The organism is Chitinophaga terrae (ex Kim and Jung 2007), assembly GCF_900107795.1.
Taxonomy (GTDB): Bacteria; Bacteroidota; Bacteroidia; order Chitinophagales; family Chitinophagaceae; genus Chitinophaga; species Chitinophaga terrae.
In genome coordinates this window covers 110527-128802 of the sequence record NZ_FNRL01000009.1, presented here as the reverse complement: position 1 = coordinate 128802, position 18276 = coordinate 110527, and the positions used below count along the sequence as shown (strand labels likewise).

The following is an 18276-nucleotide window of genomic DNA, read 5'->3' as shown; positions in this document are numbered from 1 at the left end:
AAACAGACCTTTGTACAGGTATGCACGATATAGAACCATATTACAATTGGCGGCATTTATACACAGCCGAGGAAGATGAATACTCGCCTTTTTACGGGCGGGAGTATAGCGAGTTTGAATATTCGAATGCGGTGTATAATTATTATATACATCCGCAGTGGGACGAATTCGGTTCGCGCAACCTGTATATGAAGATCCTGTTCACTGACTACCAGTTTAACTTCGTCATTATAGAACTGCTTGGAGAATGGAACGATACCATTGATAATGATATCGAAACCATGAAGCGGAATATTATAGACGTACTGATCGCCCAGGGCATCCGCAAATTCATTTTAATTGCTGAGAATGTGATGAATTTTCATTCATCGGATGATTGTTATTATGAAGAGTGGTGGGAAGATATCAGGGATGAAGGCGGCTGGATAGTGGCGCTGGATATGCCTGTACAAACCCGGGACGAGTTCAGGCGGGCGAAGTTGGATCACTATGTACACCTGTTGGAAGACGATAAATGGCGAACATATCAACCTTCACATTTGTATAATATGGTGGATAATATTATGCTAAAACGTCTCGAATAAATTAAATTTTCAGTAAAAAATGAAAGATATTATGTGATTGATAGTTGATTGTCAATCAATAATGTGGACGTTTTTAGTTTAATGTGTTATAAAACCTGATAAATATCATTTGGTTTTTATTTTTCCTGCTTTAAATTTGCCCGACATTTCAAATCATCTTTATTACACTGGAAGCTTAGAATTTTACTTATGAAGTGGTCACAGTTCTTTAATACCTCTATCGGTAAGAAGTTATTGGTAGGTGCTACCGGCTTGTTTCTTTGCAGTTTCGTTTTAGTGCACCTGGCAGGTAACTTACAATTGTTGCAGGACGATAAGGGGAAGGCCTTTAACGAATATGCAGCATTCATGGGCCATAACGGCCTGATTCAATTTATTGCCTGGGGGCTGAAAATTGTGATCCTGTTACACGCATTCATTGCGATACAGCTCACTTTTAGCAACAGGGCAGCCCGTCCGGTGAAATACACGGTTCATGCGGGCAACCAAACTTCTTCCTGGTTCAGCCGCCAGATGGCTATCATGGGAAGCATCCTTTTTATCTTCATCGTTATTCACCTCGCACAGTTCTGGGCCAAATTCCATTACAGTGAGATGCCGATGCAAACTTATGAAGGAGTTGCGCATCCGCTGAAAGATCTCTACACCGTTACTTACGACGCTTTCCAAAACTTATGGGTTGTAATTATTTATGTGATCTCCATGATCGCGTTATCATTTCACCTGATCCATGGTTTTAAAAGTGCTTTTCAGACTTTCGGTTTGAACCACAAGAAGTACAATGGCCTGATCAATTTCATTGGTCTGTGGATCTTTGGTATAGCCATTCCTGTTGGTTTCGCTATTATCCCGATTGTAATTTATTTCAAAACATCTCTGTAAAGTAAGAATATATGTTGGATGCAAAAATTCCTCACGGCCCGATAGAATCAAAATGGGAAGAATATAAAGGGCATTGCAAACTGGTGAACCCTGCCAATAAACGTAACCTGGAAGTTATCATTATCGGTACAGGTCTGGCTGGTGCTTCCGCCGCTGCATCTCTTGGTGAACTGGGATATAAAGTAAAAGCATTCTGCTTTCAGGATAGCCCCCGCCGTGCACACAGTATTGCTGCTCAGGGTGGTATCAATGCTGCTAAAAACTATCAAAATGACGGCGACTCCGTTTACCGTCTGTTCTACGATACTGTTAAAGGTGGTGACTACCGCGCCCGCGAAGCCAACGTTTACCGCCTGGCTTCCGTAAGCGGAAACATCATCGACCAATGCGTGGCGCAAGGTGTTCCCTTTGCCCGCGAATATGGCGGATTACTGAGCAACCGTTCTTTTGGCGGTACTCAGGTTCAACGTACTTTTTACGCTGCCGGCCAAACAGGCCAACAGCTCCTCCTGGGCGCTTACTCTGCTCTCGAACGTCAGGTAGCCCTGGGTACTGTAACTATGTATAGTCGTCACGAAATGCTCGACATCGTAAAGATCGATGGAAAAGCTCGTGGTATCATCGCCCGCAACCTCATCACCGGCGAACTGGAACGCCACTTCGGGCATGCTGTTCTCATCTGTAGCGGTGGATACGGCAACGTATTCTACCTCTCTACCAACGCAATGGGGTCTAACGTCACTGCCGCCTGGAAAGCGACCCAAAACGGCGCTTTCTTCGCTAACCCTTGCTTCACCCAGATTCACCCTACCTGTATCCCGGTTTCCGGCGATCACCAGTCTAAACTGACCCTCATGTCGGAATCCCTCCGTAACGACGGTCGTATCTGGGTGCCAAAGAAAAAAGGCGATAACCGCAAAGCCAGCGATATCCCTGAAGATGAAAGAGATTATTACCTGGAAAGAAGATACCCTGCCTTCGGTAACCTCGTACCCCGCGACGTGGCTTCCCGCGCTGCCAAAGAAAGATGCGACGCCGGTTATGGCGTAGGTACTTCCAAACAGGCAGTATACCTGGATTTTGCCGCGGCATTCGAGCGTTACGGACATATCGAAGCCGGTAAACGCCAGATGCACAACGCTTCCAAAGAAGAGATCATCAAAATGGGTAAGGAAGTAGTGGTAGAAAAATATGGTAACCTCTTCGATATGTATGCGAAGATCACAGGAGAAGACCCATATGAAACGCCAATGCGTATCTATCCTGCTGTACACTATACCATGGGCGGTCTGTGGGTTGACTATGAACTGCAAACCACCGTACCTGGCCTGTACTCCCTGGGTGAAGCCAACTTCTCTGACCACGGCGCCAACAGGTTAGGTGCTTCTGCACTGATGCAGGGACTGGCCGACGGTTACTTCGTAATCCCTTACACTTTAGGTAACTACCTGGCAGATGAGATCCGCGTTAAAGCAATTCCTACTGATCACCCGGCGTTCGTAGCCGCTGAACAGAAAGTGAAAGATACGCTGAACAGGTTGATCAACATCAAAGGAACCAAATCAGTAGATCATTTCCATAAGAAACTGGGTAAGATCATGTGGGATAAATGCGGTATGGCGCGTAACGAACAAGGTCTGAAAGAAGCAATCGAAGAGATTAAAGCCCTGAGAGCCGAATTCTATAAAGATGTTCGTATCCCTGGCGGCCTGAATGAAATGAACCCTGAACTGGAAAAAGCCGGCCGCGTTGCAGACTTCCTGGAACTGGGCGAATTGATGTGTATCGACGCCCTGAACCGTCGCGAATCCTGCGGTGGTCACTTCAGAGAAGAATCTCAGACAGAAGATGGAGAAGCAAAACGTGATGATGAGAACTTTAGCTATGTAGCAGCATGGGAATACAAAGGCCCGAGCGACTATGTACTGCATAAAGAACCGCTGGTATTCGAAGAGGTGAAACCTTCTCAACGTAGCTATAAATAAGGTAATTGATGAGTTGCTGACAACTCACCAGGTTTATAATAATCAAATAATTGTCCAGGAACTATGGAACATTATAACATGAACCTCACATTAAAAGTGTGGAGGCAAAAAAACAAAAACGATCAGGGTGGATTTGAAACAATTCAGGCTAAGAACATTTCTTCTGAAATGTCTTTCCTTGAAATGTTCGATGTGGTAAACGAAGGACTGATCAGCGAAGGAAAAGATCCGATTGCATTCGACCACGATTGCCGCGAAGGTATCTGTGGTATGTGCTCTATGCATATCAACGGCCGTGCGCACGGTCCTTGGGCTGGTACTACCACATGCCAGCTGCACATGCGCGCATTTAAAGACGGCGATACCATCACCGTTGAGCCATGGAGAGCCGGCGCTTTCCCTGTGGTGAAAGACCTGGTGGTAGACCGTTCTGCTTTTGATCGCATCATCGAAGCAGGTGGTTATATATCCGTTAACACTGGTAACGCACAGGATGCGAACAACATCCCGGTAGAAAAACATAAAGCAGATATGGCTTTCGCTGCTGCTGCCTGCATCGGTTGCGGCGCCTGCGTTGCTGCCTGCAAAAACTCTTCAGCGATGCTGTTCGTTTCTGCCAAAGTTTCCCAGCTGGCCCTCTTACCTCAGGGCGAACCTGAAAAAGAAACCCGTGTATTGAACATGGTAGCGCAAATGGATAAAGAAGGTTTTGGTAGCTGTACCAACACCGGCGCCTGCGAAGCTGAATGCCCTAAAGAGATCTCTCTTACCAACATTGCCCGCCTGAACAGGCAGTTCATTGCGGCTGGCTTCGGCTCTGAAAAATAGTCTCACGCGGAGATTTCACGCAAAGAAGCAAAGAAGCAAAGTTCGCAAAGGATTTTTTTAAGATAATTAAGAAAGCAAAGGAGTTGAAGAGTGTATTATAGCACTATCTTCAACTCCTTTGCTTTCTTATTATCCTTAATAATTTCTTATGCTTCTCTGCTTCTTTGCTTCTTTGCGTGAAACCTCCGCGTGAAATCTCCGTGCGCCCACTTTGCGGGGAGCGGATTTTTTTGTATTATGTGTGGCTATGTCACCCTTAAAACACAAATAAAATGTCTGAATCTCGCAGGAAATTCATTAAAAACATAGGCAGCACCGCCGCTTTACTGGGCATAGGCCAGCTTTCCGCGTTAGCATCTGAAAAAGAAAAATACACCATACTTCAACCCGAAAAAAAGATATCCGCTAATGACAAGATCAGGATAGCAGGAATTGGAATGGGGATCATGGGATTTGGCGATGTGGAAACAGCGCTGAAAGTACCGGGAGTGGAACTGGTAGGGGTAGCCGACCTGTACGATGGCCACTTGACAAGATGTAAAGAAGTATTTGGCTCACATATTCAAACAACCCGCGATTACAGGGAACTCCTGAAACGAAAAGATATAGACGCTGTGATCATTGCAACTCCCGATCACTGGCACGATACCATCGCTATCGACGCCATGGAGGCAGGGAAAGCAGTATACTGCGAAAAACCTATGGTACAGCAGATAGCCGAAGGGCATAAGGTGATAGAAGCCCAGAAACGTACGAAAGCTGTATTCCAGGTGGGCAGCCAGCGGGTAAGCAGCGTGGCGCTTGCAGAAGCGCGCAAACGCTACCAGGCGGGGGCAATCGGCCAGCTGAACGTCGTAGAGGCCCGGATGGACCGCCATAGCGCCCTCGGCGCCTGGCAATACTCCATCCCGCCAGATGCTTCCCCTGCCACTGTCGATTTTGACACCTTCCTGAAAGATACCGCCAAAGTACCTTTCGACCCTAAACGCTTCTTCCGCTGGAGAAATTACCAGGCATACGGTACCGGCATCCCCGGCGACCTGTTCGTTCATCTCATCACCGGTCTGCATTACATCACCGGCTCCCTGGGCCCTGAATCCATTTACGCCAGCGGCAACCTCGTACAATGGAAAGATGGCAGAGACGTACCGGATGTGGTAGTGGCCATCTTCAACTACCCTGAAACCAAAGAACACCAGGCTTTCCAGATGACCTTAAGGGTAAACTTCGCCGATGGCAGCGGCGGAGGAGAATACACCCGCCTCATAGGCAACGAAGGAGTTATAGAAATGGGCTGGAACGATTTTAAAGTGATCAAACATAAACTCCCTGAAGCGCCGGGCTACGGAGGATGGGATACTTTCCGCACTTTCCCTGCCGCACAGCAGACGCAGTTTGTAAAGAACTACGATGCAAAATATCCTGCCAATACCCGCAACGGCGAACAATACACGAACAATTTTGCTGCTCCTAAAGGATACGACGACAGGCTCGATCATTTTACAAATTTCTTCGAGTCTATGCGCACCGGCAAACCTGTAATAGAAGATGCCGTATTTGGCCTCAGGGCTGCCGGTCCGGCGCTCCTGGCCAACGAAAGCTACTTCAGTAAAAAGATCATGCACTGGGACCCGGTAAAGATGCAAGTCATCTAACTTTAGTATACTTATTTAAAACTATCTCATATGCCTAAGAACTTCCAGGGTAATTTTTTGTTGCTTATGGGAACGATTGCGTTATTATCATGTAACGAAAAGAAGAAAGGAATGAACTCAGCGCAAGATATTCAGCCGCCTGTGGCTGAAAAGATCCCCAAAGAACTGACAATCCACGGCGATAAGCGGATTGACAACTATTACTGGCTGAACGATCCCGAAAATCCAAAGGTGATCGATTATCTCAAAGCTGAAAACGCCTACCTCGACACCATTATGGCGCCGGAGAAGAAACTGCGTTCAAAGCTGTTCGAAGAGATGAAAGCACGTATCAAGGAAACAGATCAGTCTGTTCCCTACCTCAAAAACGGTTACTACTATTACTCCCGTTACGAAGCAGGAAAAGAATATCCTATTTTCTGCCGTAAAAAGGGAAGCCTGGAAGCCGCCGAACAGGTGATCCTGAATGTCAACGAACTGGCTGCAGGACACGCCTACTGCCACGTTGCCGGCATTAACGTAAGTCCCGACGCCAAACTGCTGGCTTACGCCATCGATACGGTTAGCCGTCGCCGTTATACCATCAAGGTTAAGAACCTGGAAACGAACGAACTGCTTCCGGACAACATCCCGGATGCTACGCCGGCCAGCGCCTGGGCTGCCGATAATAAAACATTGTTCTACACGAAGAAGGATACAGTTACCTTAAGGTCTTGTAAAGTACTGCGTCATCAATTAGGCGACAGCAACGATAAAGAGATCTATAACGAAACAGATGAAACGTATGACGTAAGCGTCCGTAAAACAAAGTCAGGACAATATATCGTCATCGAAAGTGAAAGCACGCTTTCGTCTGAAAGCCGCATCGTGGATGCCAATAAACCCACCGAAGCCTTCAGGATATTCCAGCCAAGAACGAAGGATATGCTCTATTCCATCGAACACCGCGATGATAAGTTCTATATCGTAACCAACTGGGATGCGCTCAATTTTCGCCTGATGCAAACGCCTCTTGCACAAACAAGCCGGCAGAACTGGAAAGAACTGATACCTAATCGCAGTGACGTGTTGCTGCAGGGAATGGAGATCTTCAAAGATTTCATGGTACTGGCAGAACGGAAAGACGGACTTACCCGGCTAAGGGTCATAGACGAAAAGAAACACCAGGAAAAATTCATTCCTTTCTCTGAAACTACGTATACCGTTTCTATAGGAACTAACCGGGAAATGGACAGCAAAGAGCTGCGATACAACTATACTTCTTTAATTACCCCCAGTTCTGTGTACGACTACAACATGGAAACCGGTAATTCCGAATTAAAGCGGCAGGAGGAAGTATTGGGAGGTTATGATCCGAAAGACTATGCCACAGAGCGTTTGTTTGCTACAGCCAGCGATGGCACCAAGATCCCTATCTCAATTGTTTATAAGAAAACATTTGAAAAGAACGGGAAAAACCCGCTTTTGCTTTATGGATATGGCTCTTATGGTTACAGCATGGACGTGGAATTCGATTCGGATTTAGTTAGTTTGCTCGATAGGGGATTTGCCTACGCCATAGCGCATATCAGGGGAGGCCAGGAAATGGGCCGCCAATGGTATGAAGACGGGAAATTATTCAAGAAGAAGAATACCTTCACCGATTTTATTGCCTGTGCAGAATACCTTGTTCAGCAACATTATACAGATACCTCGCACCTGTATGCGATGGGAGGCAGCGCCGGCGGCTTGCTGATGGGCGCTGTAGTAAATATGAAGCCTAACCTCTTCCATGGCGTGATAGCCCAGGTACCGTTCGTAGACGTGGTAACTACCATGCTTGACGAGAGCATCCCGTTAACGACCGGCGAATTCGACGAATGGGGTAATCCAAAGAATAAGGATTCATATGATTACATGAAATCCTATTCGCCTTACGACAATGTGCAACGTGTTAATTATCCGAACATGCTGGTGACAACCGGTTTGCACGATTCGCAGGTACAATACTATGAACCTGCCAAGTGGGTAGCTAAATTAAGAGAGATGAAAACCGACCATAACCTGCTGTTGCTGCATACCAATATGGAGGCAGGCCATGGCGGGGCCAGCGGAAGGTACAAGGCCCTTGAAGAAGTGGCACTGGAATATTCATTCTTGCTGAAGCTGGAAGGAAAATAGGATCTATATAAAGAAAGCCTCCCCCTGTCAAACAGCGGGAGGCTTTTTTGTGCCCGATGCGTACGGGGCTTATCTCGTTTGCATTTTCCTGCTCTGAACACTTTTACCATAAAATATCTCGGCCATCTTGTCAAAGATCGCCGGATCATCTGTGGTAAAGAACTGTTGTTGCTTATGTTTGCTCAACCTGGTTTCCATTTCCGGGTGTCTCCGGAGATAGTCTTTCAGGCTATGCGCAACGATCTTGCCTTGTGAAAGTACGGTAATGCCCCCGGGCAGGTATTGTTTGATCTTTTTCATCAGCAGCGGGTAATGGGTGCAGCCCAGTACCAGGGTGTCGATGTTTTCTGCTTTTGAAAGGATCTTATCGATATATTCTTTTACAAAATAATCAGCCCCTTCGCTTTCATGTTCATTGTTTTCTATCAGCGGCACCCACATTGGGCAGGCCAGCTGGTGAACATTTACCTGGGGAAAGAACTTATGGATCTCCAGCGGGTACGACTCCGATGATACGGTACCGTTAGTGGCCAGTATCCCGATCTCACCGGTTTCTGTAATGGTGCCAACCATTTCGGAAGTAGGCCTGATAACGCCGAGCACCCTGTTGTCGGGGGCGATGTTGGGCAGGTCTTTCTGCTGGATGGTACGCAAAGCTTTGGCAGATGCGGTGTTGCAGGCCAGGATCACCAGCGGGCAGCCCATTCCGAAGAGTTTCTCCACGCATTCCAGCGTATAGGCATGAATGGTATCGAAACCCCGGTTGCCATAAGGCGCACGGGCATTGTCGCCAAGGTATATATAATCGTATTGCGGCAGCTCAGCGACTATTTCTTTTAACACGGTTAAGCCACCGTAGCCGGAATCGAAAACGCCTATAGGTCCCATTATTCGTTCTCTTTTTGCATTAAGCCGGAGCCGGTAAGATCGTAGATCCGCTGGATTTCGTGCAATACCCCTTCAAAGTCGATCTGCAGATCTTTCAGCATACCGTTCTTCAGGTCATATACCCAGCCATGGACAGTAGGATATCCTTTTGCAACGTAAGACTTCTGAACAGCAGCGGTTTTGATCACATTGATACATTGCTCCTGTACGTTCAGTTCTACCAGCCTGTTATATCTTTCGTGTTCATCTTTGATTGCGTTCAGTTCATCCATGTGCAAGCGGTAAACGTCGCGGATATTTCTTAACCATGGGTTAAGGATACCCAGGTCTTTCGCCTGCATGGCAGCTTTCACGCCTCCGCAGTTATAGTGGCCGCAAACAATGATGTGTTTTACTTCCAGGTGAACAACAGCATAATTGATCACTGACATAACGTTGAGGTCGGTATTCGGAACAAGGTTGGCAATGTTGCGATGCACAAATACTTCCCCGGCTTCAAGACCCATAATCTCGTTGGTCGGAACACGGCTGTCGCTGCACCCGATATACAGATAAGCGGGTGATTGAGTGTCCGCCATTTTTTCGAAAAACTCTGCGTCGGTACGTGTTTTGGCGGCAACCCATTGCCTGTTGTTCTCAAATATCTGGTTATAAGCAGTCATTGTGGTTAGATTGATTTAGTGCGCTAAAGATACATACGAAATGACTTATAATTTTGATGTAATCGCTGGTTGAAGATTTCGGCGGAGATTTATTTTATTGGGACGCGGATTTCCGCAATGGGGCAGGGCAGGGGTTATGCATATAATAGTCAATATATAAATTTATTGTTCTAAGGGCCTTACAGCCTTGTTATCTCTTCGTTTCGCAGCTTGGAAAGCCAATACAAAATCAGTACCTTTGCAGCTTCAAAATTTACACAGTAAGCATGATCAGTGTTAAAAACGTAACGCTCTCTTTTGGAAAGAGAGTATTGTTTGACGAAGTAAACCTCAATTTCACCAAGGGAAACTGTTATGGTGTGATTGGGGCTAATGGAGCGGGAAAGTCGACTTTCCTGAAGATATTATCCGGCGAAATCGAGCCCAACAAAGGGACAGTTGAGATCACGCCGGGCGAGCGTATGAGCGTGCTGAAGCAGAACCACTTTGAATTTGATGAAGTTACGGTATTGAATGCCGTACTGATGGGTAATAAAAAACTTTGGGAAATTGCCAAAGAAAGAGATGCTATCTACGCAAAAGAGGATTTTACCGAAGAGGATGGCATCCGCGCTGGCGAACTGGAAGGCGAATACGGCGAAATGGGTGGTTACACTGCTGAAAGCGATGCCGGCGTACTGCTGGGCGATCTCGGCGTTAAAGAAGAGTTGCACAATGTATTGATGAAAGACATTGCAGGTAGCATGAAAGTGCGTGTTTTGCTGGCGCAGGCTTTATTCGGAAACCCGGATATCCTGCTGCTGGACGAGCCGACGAACGACCTCGATGTTGAAACTATCGGCTGGCTGGAAAACTTCCTGGCCGACTATGAAAATATCGTGATCGTTGTATCCCACGACCGTCACTTCTTGGATGCCGTTTGTACGCACGTTGCCGATGTAGACCGCGCCAAGATCCAGATCTTCTCCGGTAACTATTCCTTCTGGTACGAGTCTTCTCAACTGATGGCCCGCCAGATCGCGGATAAGAACAAGAAGATGGAAGAGAAACGTAAAGACCTCCTCGACTTCATTGCCCGCTTTAGCGCCAACGCTTCCAAAAGTAAACAGGCTACTTCCCGTAAGAAAGCCCTTGAGAAACTGGTGATTGAAGATATCCAACCTTCCAACCGTAAATATCCTGGTATCATTTTCAAACAACAACGTGAAGTTGGTAACCAGATATTGAATGTGGAGAAACTGGAAAAATCAGTGGACGGACGCAAGTTGTTCACCGACGTTACTTTTTCTGTGAATAAAGGCGATAAGATCGCGTTCCTCTCTAAAGATCACCTGGCTTTAACCACTTTCTTTGAAGTGATCAACAACGAAGCACAGGCCGACGGCGGCAAGTATGAATGGGGTACTACCGTAACCAGCGCATACCTGCCAAACGATAATGCCGCTTACTTTACAGACAAGAACCTGAACCTGATGGATTGGCTGCGCCAGTACGTTCCGCCTCACGTAACCGATGTGGATGAGCCGTTCCTGCGTGGATTCCTGGGTAAGATGCTGTTCGGCGGAGATGAGATCATGAAGAAAACATCTGTGCTGAGCGGAGGAGAAAAAGTACGTTGCATGATCAGCCGCATGATGTTGCAGGATCCGAATGTACTGATCCTCGATGAGCCTACCAACCACCTCGACCTGGAATCTATCCAGGCTTTCAACGAAAGCATGATCAATTATAAAGGTATCGTATTGTTCACTACACATGACCATACCTTCATGCAGTCGGTTGCTAACCGGATCATCGAACTGACGCCTAAAGGAATTATCGACAGGATGATGACCTTCGATGAGTACCTGGCCGACGACAGGGTAAAAGCATTGAGAGAAGAAATGTATAACACAGGAGTACCTGCATAAGCAGGCTAACGTATAAAAGCAAGAGGGTGTATCGGTTTCCGGTACACCCTCTTTGCTTTATAATAAGGTAACGATAACAGTAAGATAATTACAGGTATTCTTCTATAACCTTTAATTTGTTTTTATCCAATGGCTTGGTGATGTATGCCATCAGTTCTGGTGTATGTTGTACTTTTTGCATATCACGAACATCCACAGAGGACGAACACATTATAATAGGGATTGTGTTTTTCAAAGTACTCTTAAGTCCCCTGTACGCTTCAATAAAGTCCCACCCATTCATTCTTTGCATATTCATATCAAGGATGATCAATGCGGGCAGTTGAGATTGAGGACCGCTGGACAGTTTTTCCAGTGCCTCTTCAGCACACAGGAAAGAGGTAACCGTTAGTTGGTCGCTTTGCTGCCTTAGCATCTTTGTGATAATGAAATGAAAAATTTCATCGTCATCAACGACGTACACAATTTTGTTCATGTCTTCCATGCTTCAGTTTTAGTTGGGCTTCATATCTGATCCTTAATAGCGGGAGAGCACCAGGAACAGGACTATAGAAGTAAAATCGCGCGTCGTTAATCCGCTTTGTTGCAAAAGAAGAATAATTCACTCACAGGGGTAGTGCATTACACTGTCTTCGTTCACGGGTTAATAATGGCAAATCGACTTTGTTGTCACATTCTAGTTCTAGTCTGGTATTGATCTGGGTACACTGTTTGGCCTCCGGCTATCATTGTGGTAGCAAAGAACGTTAATTTAATTTTATTTTTATATATATATTTTTATCAATAACTAATCGTTAACAAATTTTAACCGCTAAAAAACTATCAAGAAAAGTTCCGCACCGGGATTTCACGCAAAGGGGTTTCACGCAAAGACGCAAAGGAGCAAAGAAGCATAAGATTTTTTTTAAGGAAAATAAGAAAGCAAAGGAAGCGAAGAATGTTTTATAACATAATCTTCGCTTCCTTTGCTTTCTTATTTTCCTTAAAAAAAATCTTATGCTTCTTTGCTCCTTTGCGTCTTTGCGTGAAACCCCTTTGCGTGAAATCTAGAACAAACCGCCTTTTCTCAAGGTTACTTTACCCTCGCCGATTTTGTAACCGTTGTGGTAGATTTCGACAGCGTAGTCGCCTGGTTTGAAATCGGAATTCTGTTTCCAGTCCATAGTGACAGGTAATTTCTGACCGGTAACATAAGAAACAGTTTTCTTAGCGGTATATAATTTCTCGGTACCGTCTTCCAGTGTGAAACGTCCGGAGCCTAAAGCTTCCACTGCTAAAGGAGAACCGTCAGGAGCAGTGATCGCCACATAAATTTCTTTATCACCGGTTGGAGCAACCCTGTTATCATCCAGGTCAAAAGTTACTCTCATCATATCGGCGCGTTTGGCTTTGGTAGTTTCCACTTCTTTACCATTGCCTTTAACCCTGATTGGTTGCAGGTGGATATTGGAAGCATGCAATACAGAAGCCAGGTCCACTTTCTTATTCAGACTGTCTTTCACTACGGATACAGAATCGCGTTCTTTTCTTGCAATATCCCTTTCTCCGGCCAGCACGATCTTTTCACCTTCCAGTCGCTCAATGGTTTGCTGGTAACCCTCAATGTTGGATTTCAATTGTTCTATCAACCTGCGGGCTTCAGCCAGTTGGGCCTGGGTCGCATTTTTGTTACTGAGGATGCTGGAAATCCTGGCTTTCATGTCCTGGATCTCTTTATCCTTTGTTTTAACCAGGCTATCCATACGGCTGTTCTGTGAAACCAGGTCATCCAACCGCGCAGTAGCTGCGTTATACTCTTGTTGTAAATTATCCCTTGACGATGCGATAGAATCTATTTGAACGTTCTTTTGTGTGATTTGTTCGCTGGATTTATTTTTGTCGTATAACATATATATCCAGGTACCTGCAAGCGCTGCAATCAAAATACCGTAAATTAGCCCATTGCGGCTCTTAGGTTTTTCTGGTCCGGGAGATCCCGGTGCAGGTGTGTTAAAAGTGTTCTCCGTCATAGTTGTGAGTTTTATGTTTAGTTGTTATATGGTTAAAAATCGTTATTCAAAAGTACTTATAATATTCCTATTTTATAATAGTATAAAATCGTTACTCAATCGTGCTTCCTAATATTGCGTTAGATCAATTATTGTTGCTTGACATAGAGACAACTCCGGCTGCACCAACAATAGAGCATTTATCAGAAGACATGCAGCAGCTCTGGCGTGACAAAAACGCAAAAACTGCGCCAGTTTCGGGAAGCGAAGAAATAGCGTGGTTTGACAGGGCCGGCATCTATGCGGAGTTCGGGAAAATCGTTTGTATATCAGTCGGTTTTTTCAGCATCGAAGATAACCGCTATCAACTCCGGTTAAAATCGTTCCATGGAGATGATGAAAAAGCATTGCTTGCCGACTTTTTGGATCTCATATCCAGGTTCCATAACAAGCATCCCCGTTTCCAGTTTGCCGGGCATAACATAAAAGAGTTTGATATTCCTTTTATTTGCAGGCGTTCTGTTATTCATCATTTATCTTTGCCCCAGCCACTGCAACTGCATGGCTTTAAACCCTGGGAGGTGCCTATGCTGGATACGCTGCATCTCTGGAGGTTTGGAGACAACAGGTATTATATCTCCCTGAAACTGCTGACAGCTATCATGGGCATAGCCACGCCAAAGGATGATATAGACGGCAGTATGGTAGGAAAGGTATATTGGGAAGAAAAAGACCTGCAACGCATCGTCACCTATTGTCAGAAAGATGTGATCGCAGTTGCGCAACTGCTGCTCAAATTCAAGCAGTTACCTGTTTTACAACCCGAAGATATCGTTATCGTTAAATAAGCTACATGGAGTATCAAGATATTATTAAAGACTGGAAGCAACAGAAATTCAAGTCGTTATACTGGCTGGAAGGAGAAGAGGATTTCTTCATAGACCAGGTGACCGCCTACGCGGAACACCAACTGTTGCCCGAAGCGGAAAGAGGATTTAACCTGACAGTCCTGTACGGGAAAGATACCGACTGGTCTACTGTTGTCAATGCCTGCAGGAGATATCCCATGTTTGCTGAAAGACAGGTAGTTATCCTGAAAGAAGCGCAGGCAATGAAAGACCTGCTTAAACTGGAAGCCTATATAGATAACCCCCTGTCTTCTACCATATTTGTAGTAGCCCATAAACAGGGCAAGATCGACGGGCGAAGCAAACTGGCTAAACTGATCAAAGAAAAAGGGGTACTGCTGTCTACCAAAAAACTTTACGACAACCAGTTGCCTGCCTGGGTAGAAGCCTACGTAAGCGGCCAGGGACTCGCTATTTCACAGAAAGCAGCCATCCTCCTGGTAGATCATATCGGCAACGACCTTTCCCGCATTGCCAATGAAATCGATAAGCTCCTGGTTAACCTCCCGGCCCAGAAGAAGATCGACGAAGGCGATATAGAGAAATATGTGGGTATCAGTAAAGAATACAACGTGTTCGAACTGCAAAATGCTTTAGGCCAGAAAGATACTTCCAAAGTCTATCGCATTATCGCCTACTTTGCCGCTAATCCCAAAGCAGCGCCTATCCAGATGACACTGCCTGCCCTTTATAACTTCTTCGCAAAAGTGAACCTGATCTTCAGCGTTAAAGGAAACGAAAAAGAAGTGGCCAGCACGTTGGGCGTACACCCGTTTTTTGTGAAGGATTATATGAATGCCGCCCGCCAGTACGGCCCCGAGGGTACCGAAAAAGCTGTGCTGCTCCTGCATCAATACAACCTGCGGAGTATAGGCGTAAACGATAGCGGGGTAGAAGATGGTGAGCTGCTGAAAGAACTGATGTATAAGATCATGAACTAAAACAAATATTTACCCCACCTCAAAAACTTGTCCTATGCAGTCTGCTGCCGTAAGGGTAACCTTTGCCGTTACCTGTTTTTTACTGACCGCAGTTTCATTTATTTTTTTACTGGCCAGCATCTTTGTTACCATCCAGGCTGCCTTACCTTTATTTCTTTTATCATCTTCACACCTGGTATATCAACTTATCGGCGGCCTATTTTTGCTGATCATCTTATCTGTAAGCTGCGTAGGCTTTTGTAAGATCGGGATCAGGTTGCTGCATACCAGGATCAGGAGCCTGCAGCCTCCAAATGCAAAGAACGGGTTCCTGAAATTGTTTTGTTCTATCCTGCTCGTAATAGTAGGGTTGCTATTCATCCTTATCGGTATTGGGTTGTCTTATGCAGTATGGTTGGAATTAGGCAACTCTATCGCCTCGTTTACTTTAGTAGTTCTGGCAGGGCTTTTCCTGGTGAGTGTGGGAGTAGTGATCGTCAGATGGGGGAATAATGTAAAGAAAAGCGCATTTAAGAAGGAGGAGATAGAATTATTGGGAAAGAAGATATGAATCATGTTTCGTTTTCGTGAAACGAAAAATCCCTATCCCAAAATCTCCCTCGCCTTCGCCGAATCCAGATCCATCTGCGCTACCAGCTCTTCTATCTTTTCAAACTTCCTGTTAGGCCGGATGTAGTCAACAAATGAAACGGTTACCTGCTGGTCGTAAATATCTTGGTTGAAATCGAAGATATGCACTTCAAGCCGGAGGTCTGTGCCATTAAAAGTAGGTCGGTTGCCTATGCTCATTACGGCTGGCAAAGGCGCCTGGCCATTTATGGAAGCCCGCACCGCATATATTCCTTCTGCCGGGATCAGTTTGCGGCTGTCTGCCAGTTGGAGGTTGGCAGTAGGGTAACCCAATTGCCTTCCCATTTTGTCGCCATGGCAAACAGTACCTGTCAGGAAATAGGTATACCCCAGCAGCTCATTGGCCAGTTGTACGGCTCCTTCGTTCAGGCTGTTGCGTATCTTGGTGGAGCTGACCGTCAGGTCGTGTACTACCTGTTTAGGTATTTCTATCAGCTGGAAGCCATATTGCTGCTGTTCTGCTTCCAGCAGTTCCAACCCGCCTTCCCGGTTATGGCCAAACCTGTGGTCGTAGCCAATAATGATGGTATGAGGACGGAAACGTTGGATCAGGAAGTCTTCCAGGTAGCTGATGGCCGACATTTCAGAAAATGCCTTGGTAAATGGAACTACTACCAGGTGGTCTATTCCTTCTTTCTCCAGCAAAGCTATCTTTTCGGGAAGCGTTGTCAGTAATCGCAGGGTATTGGACTGGGGTTGCAGCACCTCCCTCGGGTGAGGGTCGAAAGTGATGATCACGGTTTCCCCATGGCATTCTTTCGCCGCCTGTTGCAACTGCTCTATAATAAACCGATGGCCAGCATGTACTCCGTCGAAAGTACCAATAGTAATAATGGCATTACGAAATTCCGGTAATTGATCTAAATCCCTGTGAACCTGCATATAATTCAATAACTAACAAAAACGCCGTGCAAATCTAACCAATCTGCACGGAATCTGTTACTTTTGCAGCCTGAAGACAGAGGAATTCAGTTATTTTTTATTTACATATTTATATTTCATTCCCAGTGGATAATAATATTTACGCCAAACGCGGGGTTTCTGCAGGTAAAGAAGATGTGCATAACGCCATTAAGAACATTGATAAAGGGCTTTTCCCTAAAGCATTCTGTAAGATCGTACCGGATATTTTAGGGGGCGACGAACAATGGTGCAACATCATGCACGCCGATGGCGCCGGTACCAAGTCTTCTCTTGCCTATGTTTACTGGAAAGAAACCGGGGATCTGAGCGTTTGGAAAGGTATTGCACAGGATGCGATCATTATGAATATGGACGACCTGCTTTGTGTAGGCGCTACCGATAATATCCTGCTCTCTTCTACCATTGGCCGCAACAAGCAACTGGTGCCGGGAGAAGTAATTGCCGCCATCATCAATGGCACGGAAGAGATCCTGGCCGAACTGCGCAGCCATGGTATCAGTATTTACTCTACAGGCGGTGAAACCGCCGATGTAGGCGACCTGGTTAGGACCATCATCGTCGATTCTACCGTTACCTGCCGTATGAAAAGGGAAGACGTGATCTCCAACGACCGTATCCAGGCGGGGGATGTAGTGGTAGGATTGGCTTCCTATGGCCAGTCGACCTACGAAAATGCCTATAATGGCGGTATGGGCAGCAACGGGCTTACCAGCGCAAGGCACGATGTTTTCAGTAAATCAATTGCAGAAAAATACGCTGAAAGCTACGATCCCAACATCCCGTATGAACTGGTGTTCAGCGGCAAAAAAGCATTGACAGATAAAATAGACATTCCCGGCTTTGGCGCTGTAGATGCGGGTAAACTGGTTTTATCCCCAACCCGTACCTATGCCCCGGTGATCAAGAAGGTGTTGGAGCAATTCCGTCCGCAGATCCATGGGCTCGTGCACTGCAGCGGGGGCGCTCAAACCAAGGTATTGCACTTCATTGAGAAGCTGCACGTGATCAAAGATAACCTGTTCCCTATCCCGCCGTTGTTTGAACTGATCCAGGAACAGTCGGGCACTCCCTGGAAAGAAATGTACCAGGTATTTAACATGGGCCACAGGATGGAGATCTATGTGCCGGCAGCTATTGCGGATGATATTATCCGGATCTCCAAAAGCTTTAATATCGATGCCCAGGTCGTTGGCCGGGTAGAAGCAGCCGAAGAAAAACAGGTAACTGTAAAATCGCCGGCGGGAGTGTTTGAGTACAAATAAAAGTTACACGAGGCGTATAAAATAATAAAGGAGGGAGAACCCTCCTTTTTCTTTTCCATATTGCTTATA

The 18276-nt window shown here is 45.9% G+C and carries 16 protein-coding genes; 11 read left to right on the top strand and 5 right to left on the bottom strand.

Going from position 1 to position 18276, the window contains the following annotated elements:
- Positions 1-20 precede the first annotated feature (20 nt).
- The 6 genes from BLV62_RS11900 (at position 21) to BLV62_RS11875 (ending at position 8094) form a co-directional block, all read left to right on the top strand.
- Positions 21-584 carry a hypothetical protein gene (locus tag BLV62_RS11900; RefSeq protein WP_089761887.1) on the top strand — a complete coding sequence of 188 codons (564 nt, stop codon included), beginning with the start codon at positions 21-23 and terminating at the stop codon, positions 582-584.
- Positions 585-773: 189 nt separating this feature from the next.
- Positions 774-1466 (top strand): succinate dehydrogenase cytochrome b subunit, encoded by a 693-nt coding sequence (locus BLV62_RS11895; RefSeq protein ID WP_089761885.1) that lies wholly within the window; start codon positions 774-776, stop codon positions 1464-1466.
- A gap of 11 nt (positions 1467-1477) precedes the next feature.
- A complete protein-coding gene (locus tag BLV62_RS11890) occupies positions 1478-3451 on the top strand; it encodes a fumarate reductase/succinate dehydrogenase flavoprotein subunit (protein WP_089761883.1) in 1974 nt (657 codons plus the stop codon).
- Between the two features lie 63 nt (positions 3452-3514).
- The gene (locus BLV62_RS11885) at positions 3515-4279 is read left to right on the top strand and encodes a succinate dehydrogenase/fumarate reductase iron-sulfur subunit (RefSeq protein ID WP_089761881.1); all 765 of its coding nucleotides are present in this window, start codon (positions 3515-3517) and stop codon (positions 4277-4279) included.
- Positions 4280-4551: 272 nt separating this feature from the next.
- A complete protein-coding gene (locus BLV62_RS11880) occupies positions 4552-5934 on the top strand; it encodes a Gfo/Idh/MocA family protein (protein WP_089761880.1) in 1383 nt (460 codons plus the stop codon).
- A gap of 111 nt (positions 5935-6045) precedes the next feature.
- Entirely contained in the window at positions 6046-8094 is a 2049-nt protein-coding gene (locus BLV62_RS11875) for a S9 family peptidase (protein ID WP_211117901.1), read from the top strand.
- 69 nt (positions 8095-8163) lie between these two features.
- Here the strand turns inward: BLV62_RS11875 and murI are convergent, their stop codons facing one another.
- Both murI and BLV62_RS11865 read right to left on the bottom strand, forming a co-directional pair.
- The gene (murI, locus tag BLV62_RS11870) at positions 8164-8982 is read right to left on the bottom strand and encodes a glutamate racemase (RefSeq protein ID WP_089761876.1); all 819 of its coding nucleotides are present in this window, start codon (positions 8980-8982) and stop codon (positions 8164-8166) included.
- On the bottom strand, positions 8982-9644 hold the full coding sequence (locus tag BLV62_RS11865; protein ID WP_089761874.1) for a carbonic anhydrase: 663 nt from the start codon (positions 9642-9644) through the stop codon (positions 8982-8984). The genes murI and BLV62_RS11865 overlap by 1 nt, the downstream gene beginning before the upstream one ends.
- Positions 9645-9910: 266 nt before the next feature.
- On the opposite strand from BLV62_RS11865, the gene BLV62_RS11860 reads away from it, so the two are divergent.
- A complete protein-coding gene (locus tag BLV62_RS11860; RefSeq protein WP_089761872.1) occupies positions 9911-11554 on the top strand; it encodes an ABC-F family ATP-binding cassette domain-containing protein in 1644 nt (547 codons plus the stop codon).
- A gap of 88 nt (positions 11555-11642) precedes the next feature.
- Here BLV62_RS11860 and BLV62_RS11855 read toward each other — a convergent pair whose 3' ends face one another.
- Both BLV62_RS11855 and BLV62_RS11850 read right to left on the bottom strand, forming a co-directional pair.
- Positions 11643-12038 carry a response regulator gene (locus tag BLV62_RS11855; protein ID WP_089761870.1) on the bottom strand — a complete coding sequence of 132 codons (396 nt, stop codon included), beginning with the start codon at positions 12036-12038 and terminating at the stop codon, positions 11643-11645.
- A gap of 562 nt (positions 12039-12600) precedes the next feature.
- Positions 12601-13563, bottom strand: coding sequence for a TrbJ/VirB5 family protein (locus tag BLV62_RS11850; protein WP_089761868.1), 963 nt, complete (start codon positions 13561-13563; stop codon positions 12601-12603).
- A 101-nt stretch (positions 13564-13664) separates the two neighbouring features.
- On the opposite strand from BLV62_RS11850, the gene BLV62_RS11845 reads away from it, so the two are divergent.
- Genes BLV62_RS11845 through BLV62_RS11835 form a run of 3 tightly spaced genes read left to right on the top strand, consistent with a single transcriptional unit; the run spans position 13665 to position 15941 of the window.
- The gene (locus tag BLV62_RS11845) at positions 13665-14390 is read left to right on the top strand and encodes a ribonuclease H-like domain-containing protein (protein ID WP_089761866.1); all 726 of its coding nucleotides are present in this window, start codon (positions 13665-13667) and stop codon (positions 14388-14390) included.
- Between the two features lie 5 nt (positions 14391-14395).
- The gene (gene holA, locus BLV62_RS11840; RefSeq protein ID WP_089761865.1) at positions 14396-15391 is read left to right on the top strand and encodes a DNA polymerase III subunit delta; all 996 of its coding nucleotides are present in this window, start codon (positions 14396-14398) and stop codon (positions 15389-15391) included.
- Between the two features lie 34 nt (positions 15392-15425).
- Positions 15426-15941, top strand: coding sequence for a hypothetical protein (locus BLV62_RS11835; protein WP_089761863.1), 516 nt, complete (start codon positions 15426-15428; stop codon positions 15939-15941).
- 32 nt (positions 15942-15973) lie between these two features.
- On the opposite strand, the gene BLV62_RS11830 is transcribed toward BLV62_RS11835, so the two are convergent.
- Entirely contained in the window at positions 15974-16903 is a 930-nt protein-coding gene (locus BLV62_RS11830) for a bifunctional riboflavin kinase/FAD synthetase (protein WP_089761861.1), read from the bottom strand.
- A gap of 125 nt (positions 16904-17028) precedes the next feature.
- On the opposite strand from BLV62_RS11830, the gene BLV62_RS11825 reads away from it, so the two are divergent.
- Positions 17029-18207 (top strand): AIR synthase related protein, encoded by a 1179-nt coding sequence (locus BLV62_RS11825; RefSeq protein ID WP_089761859.1) that lies wholly within the window; start codon positions 17029-17031, stop codon positions 18205-18207.
- Positions 18208-18276 lie beyond the last annotated feature (69 nt).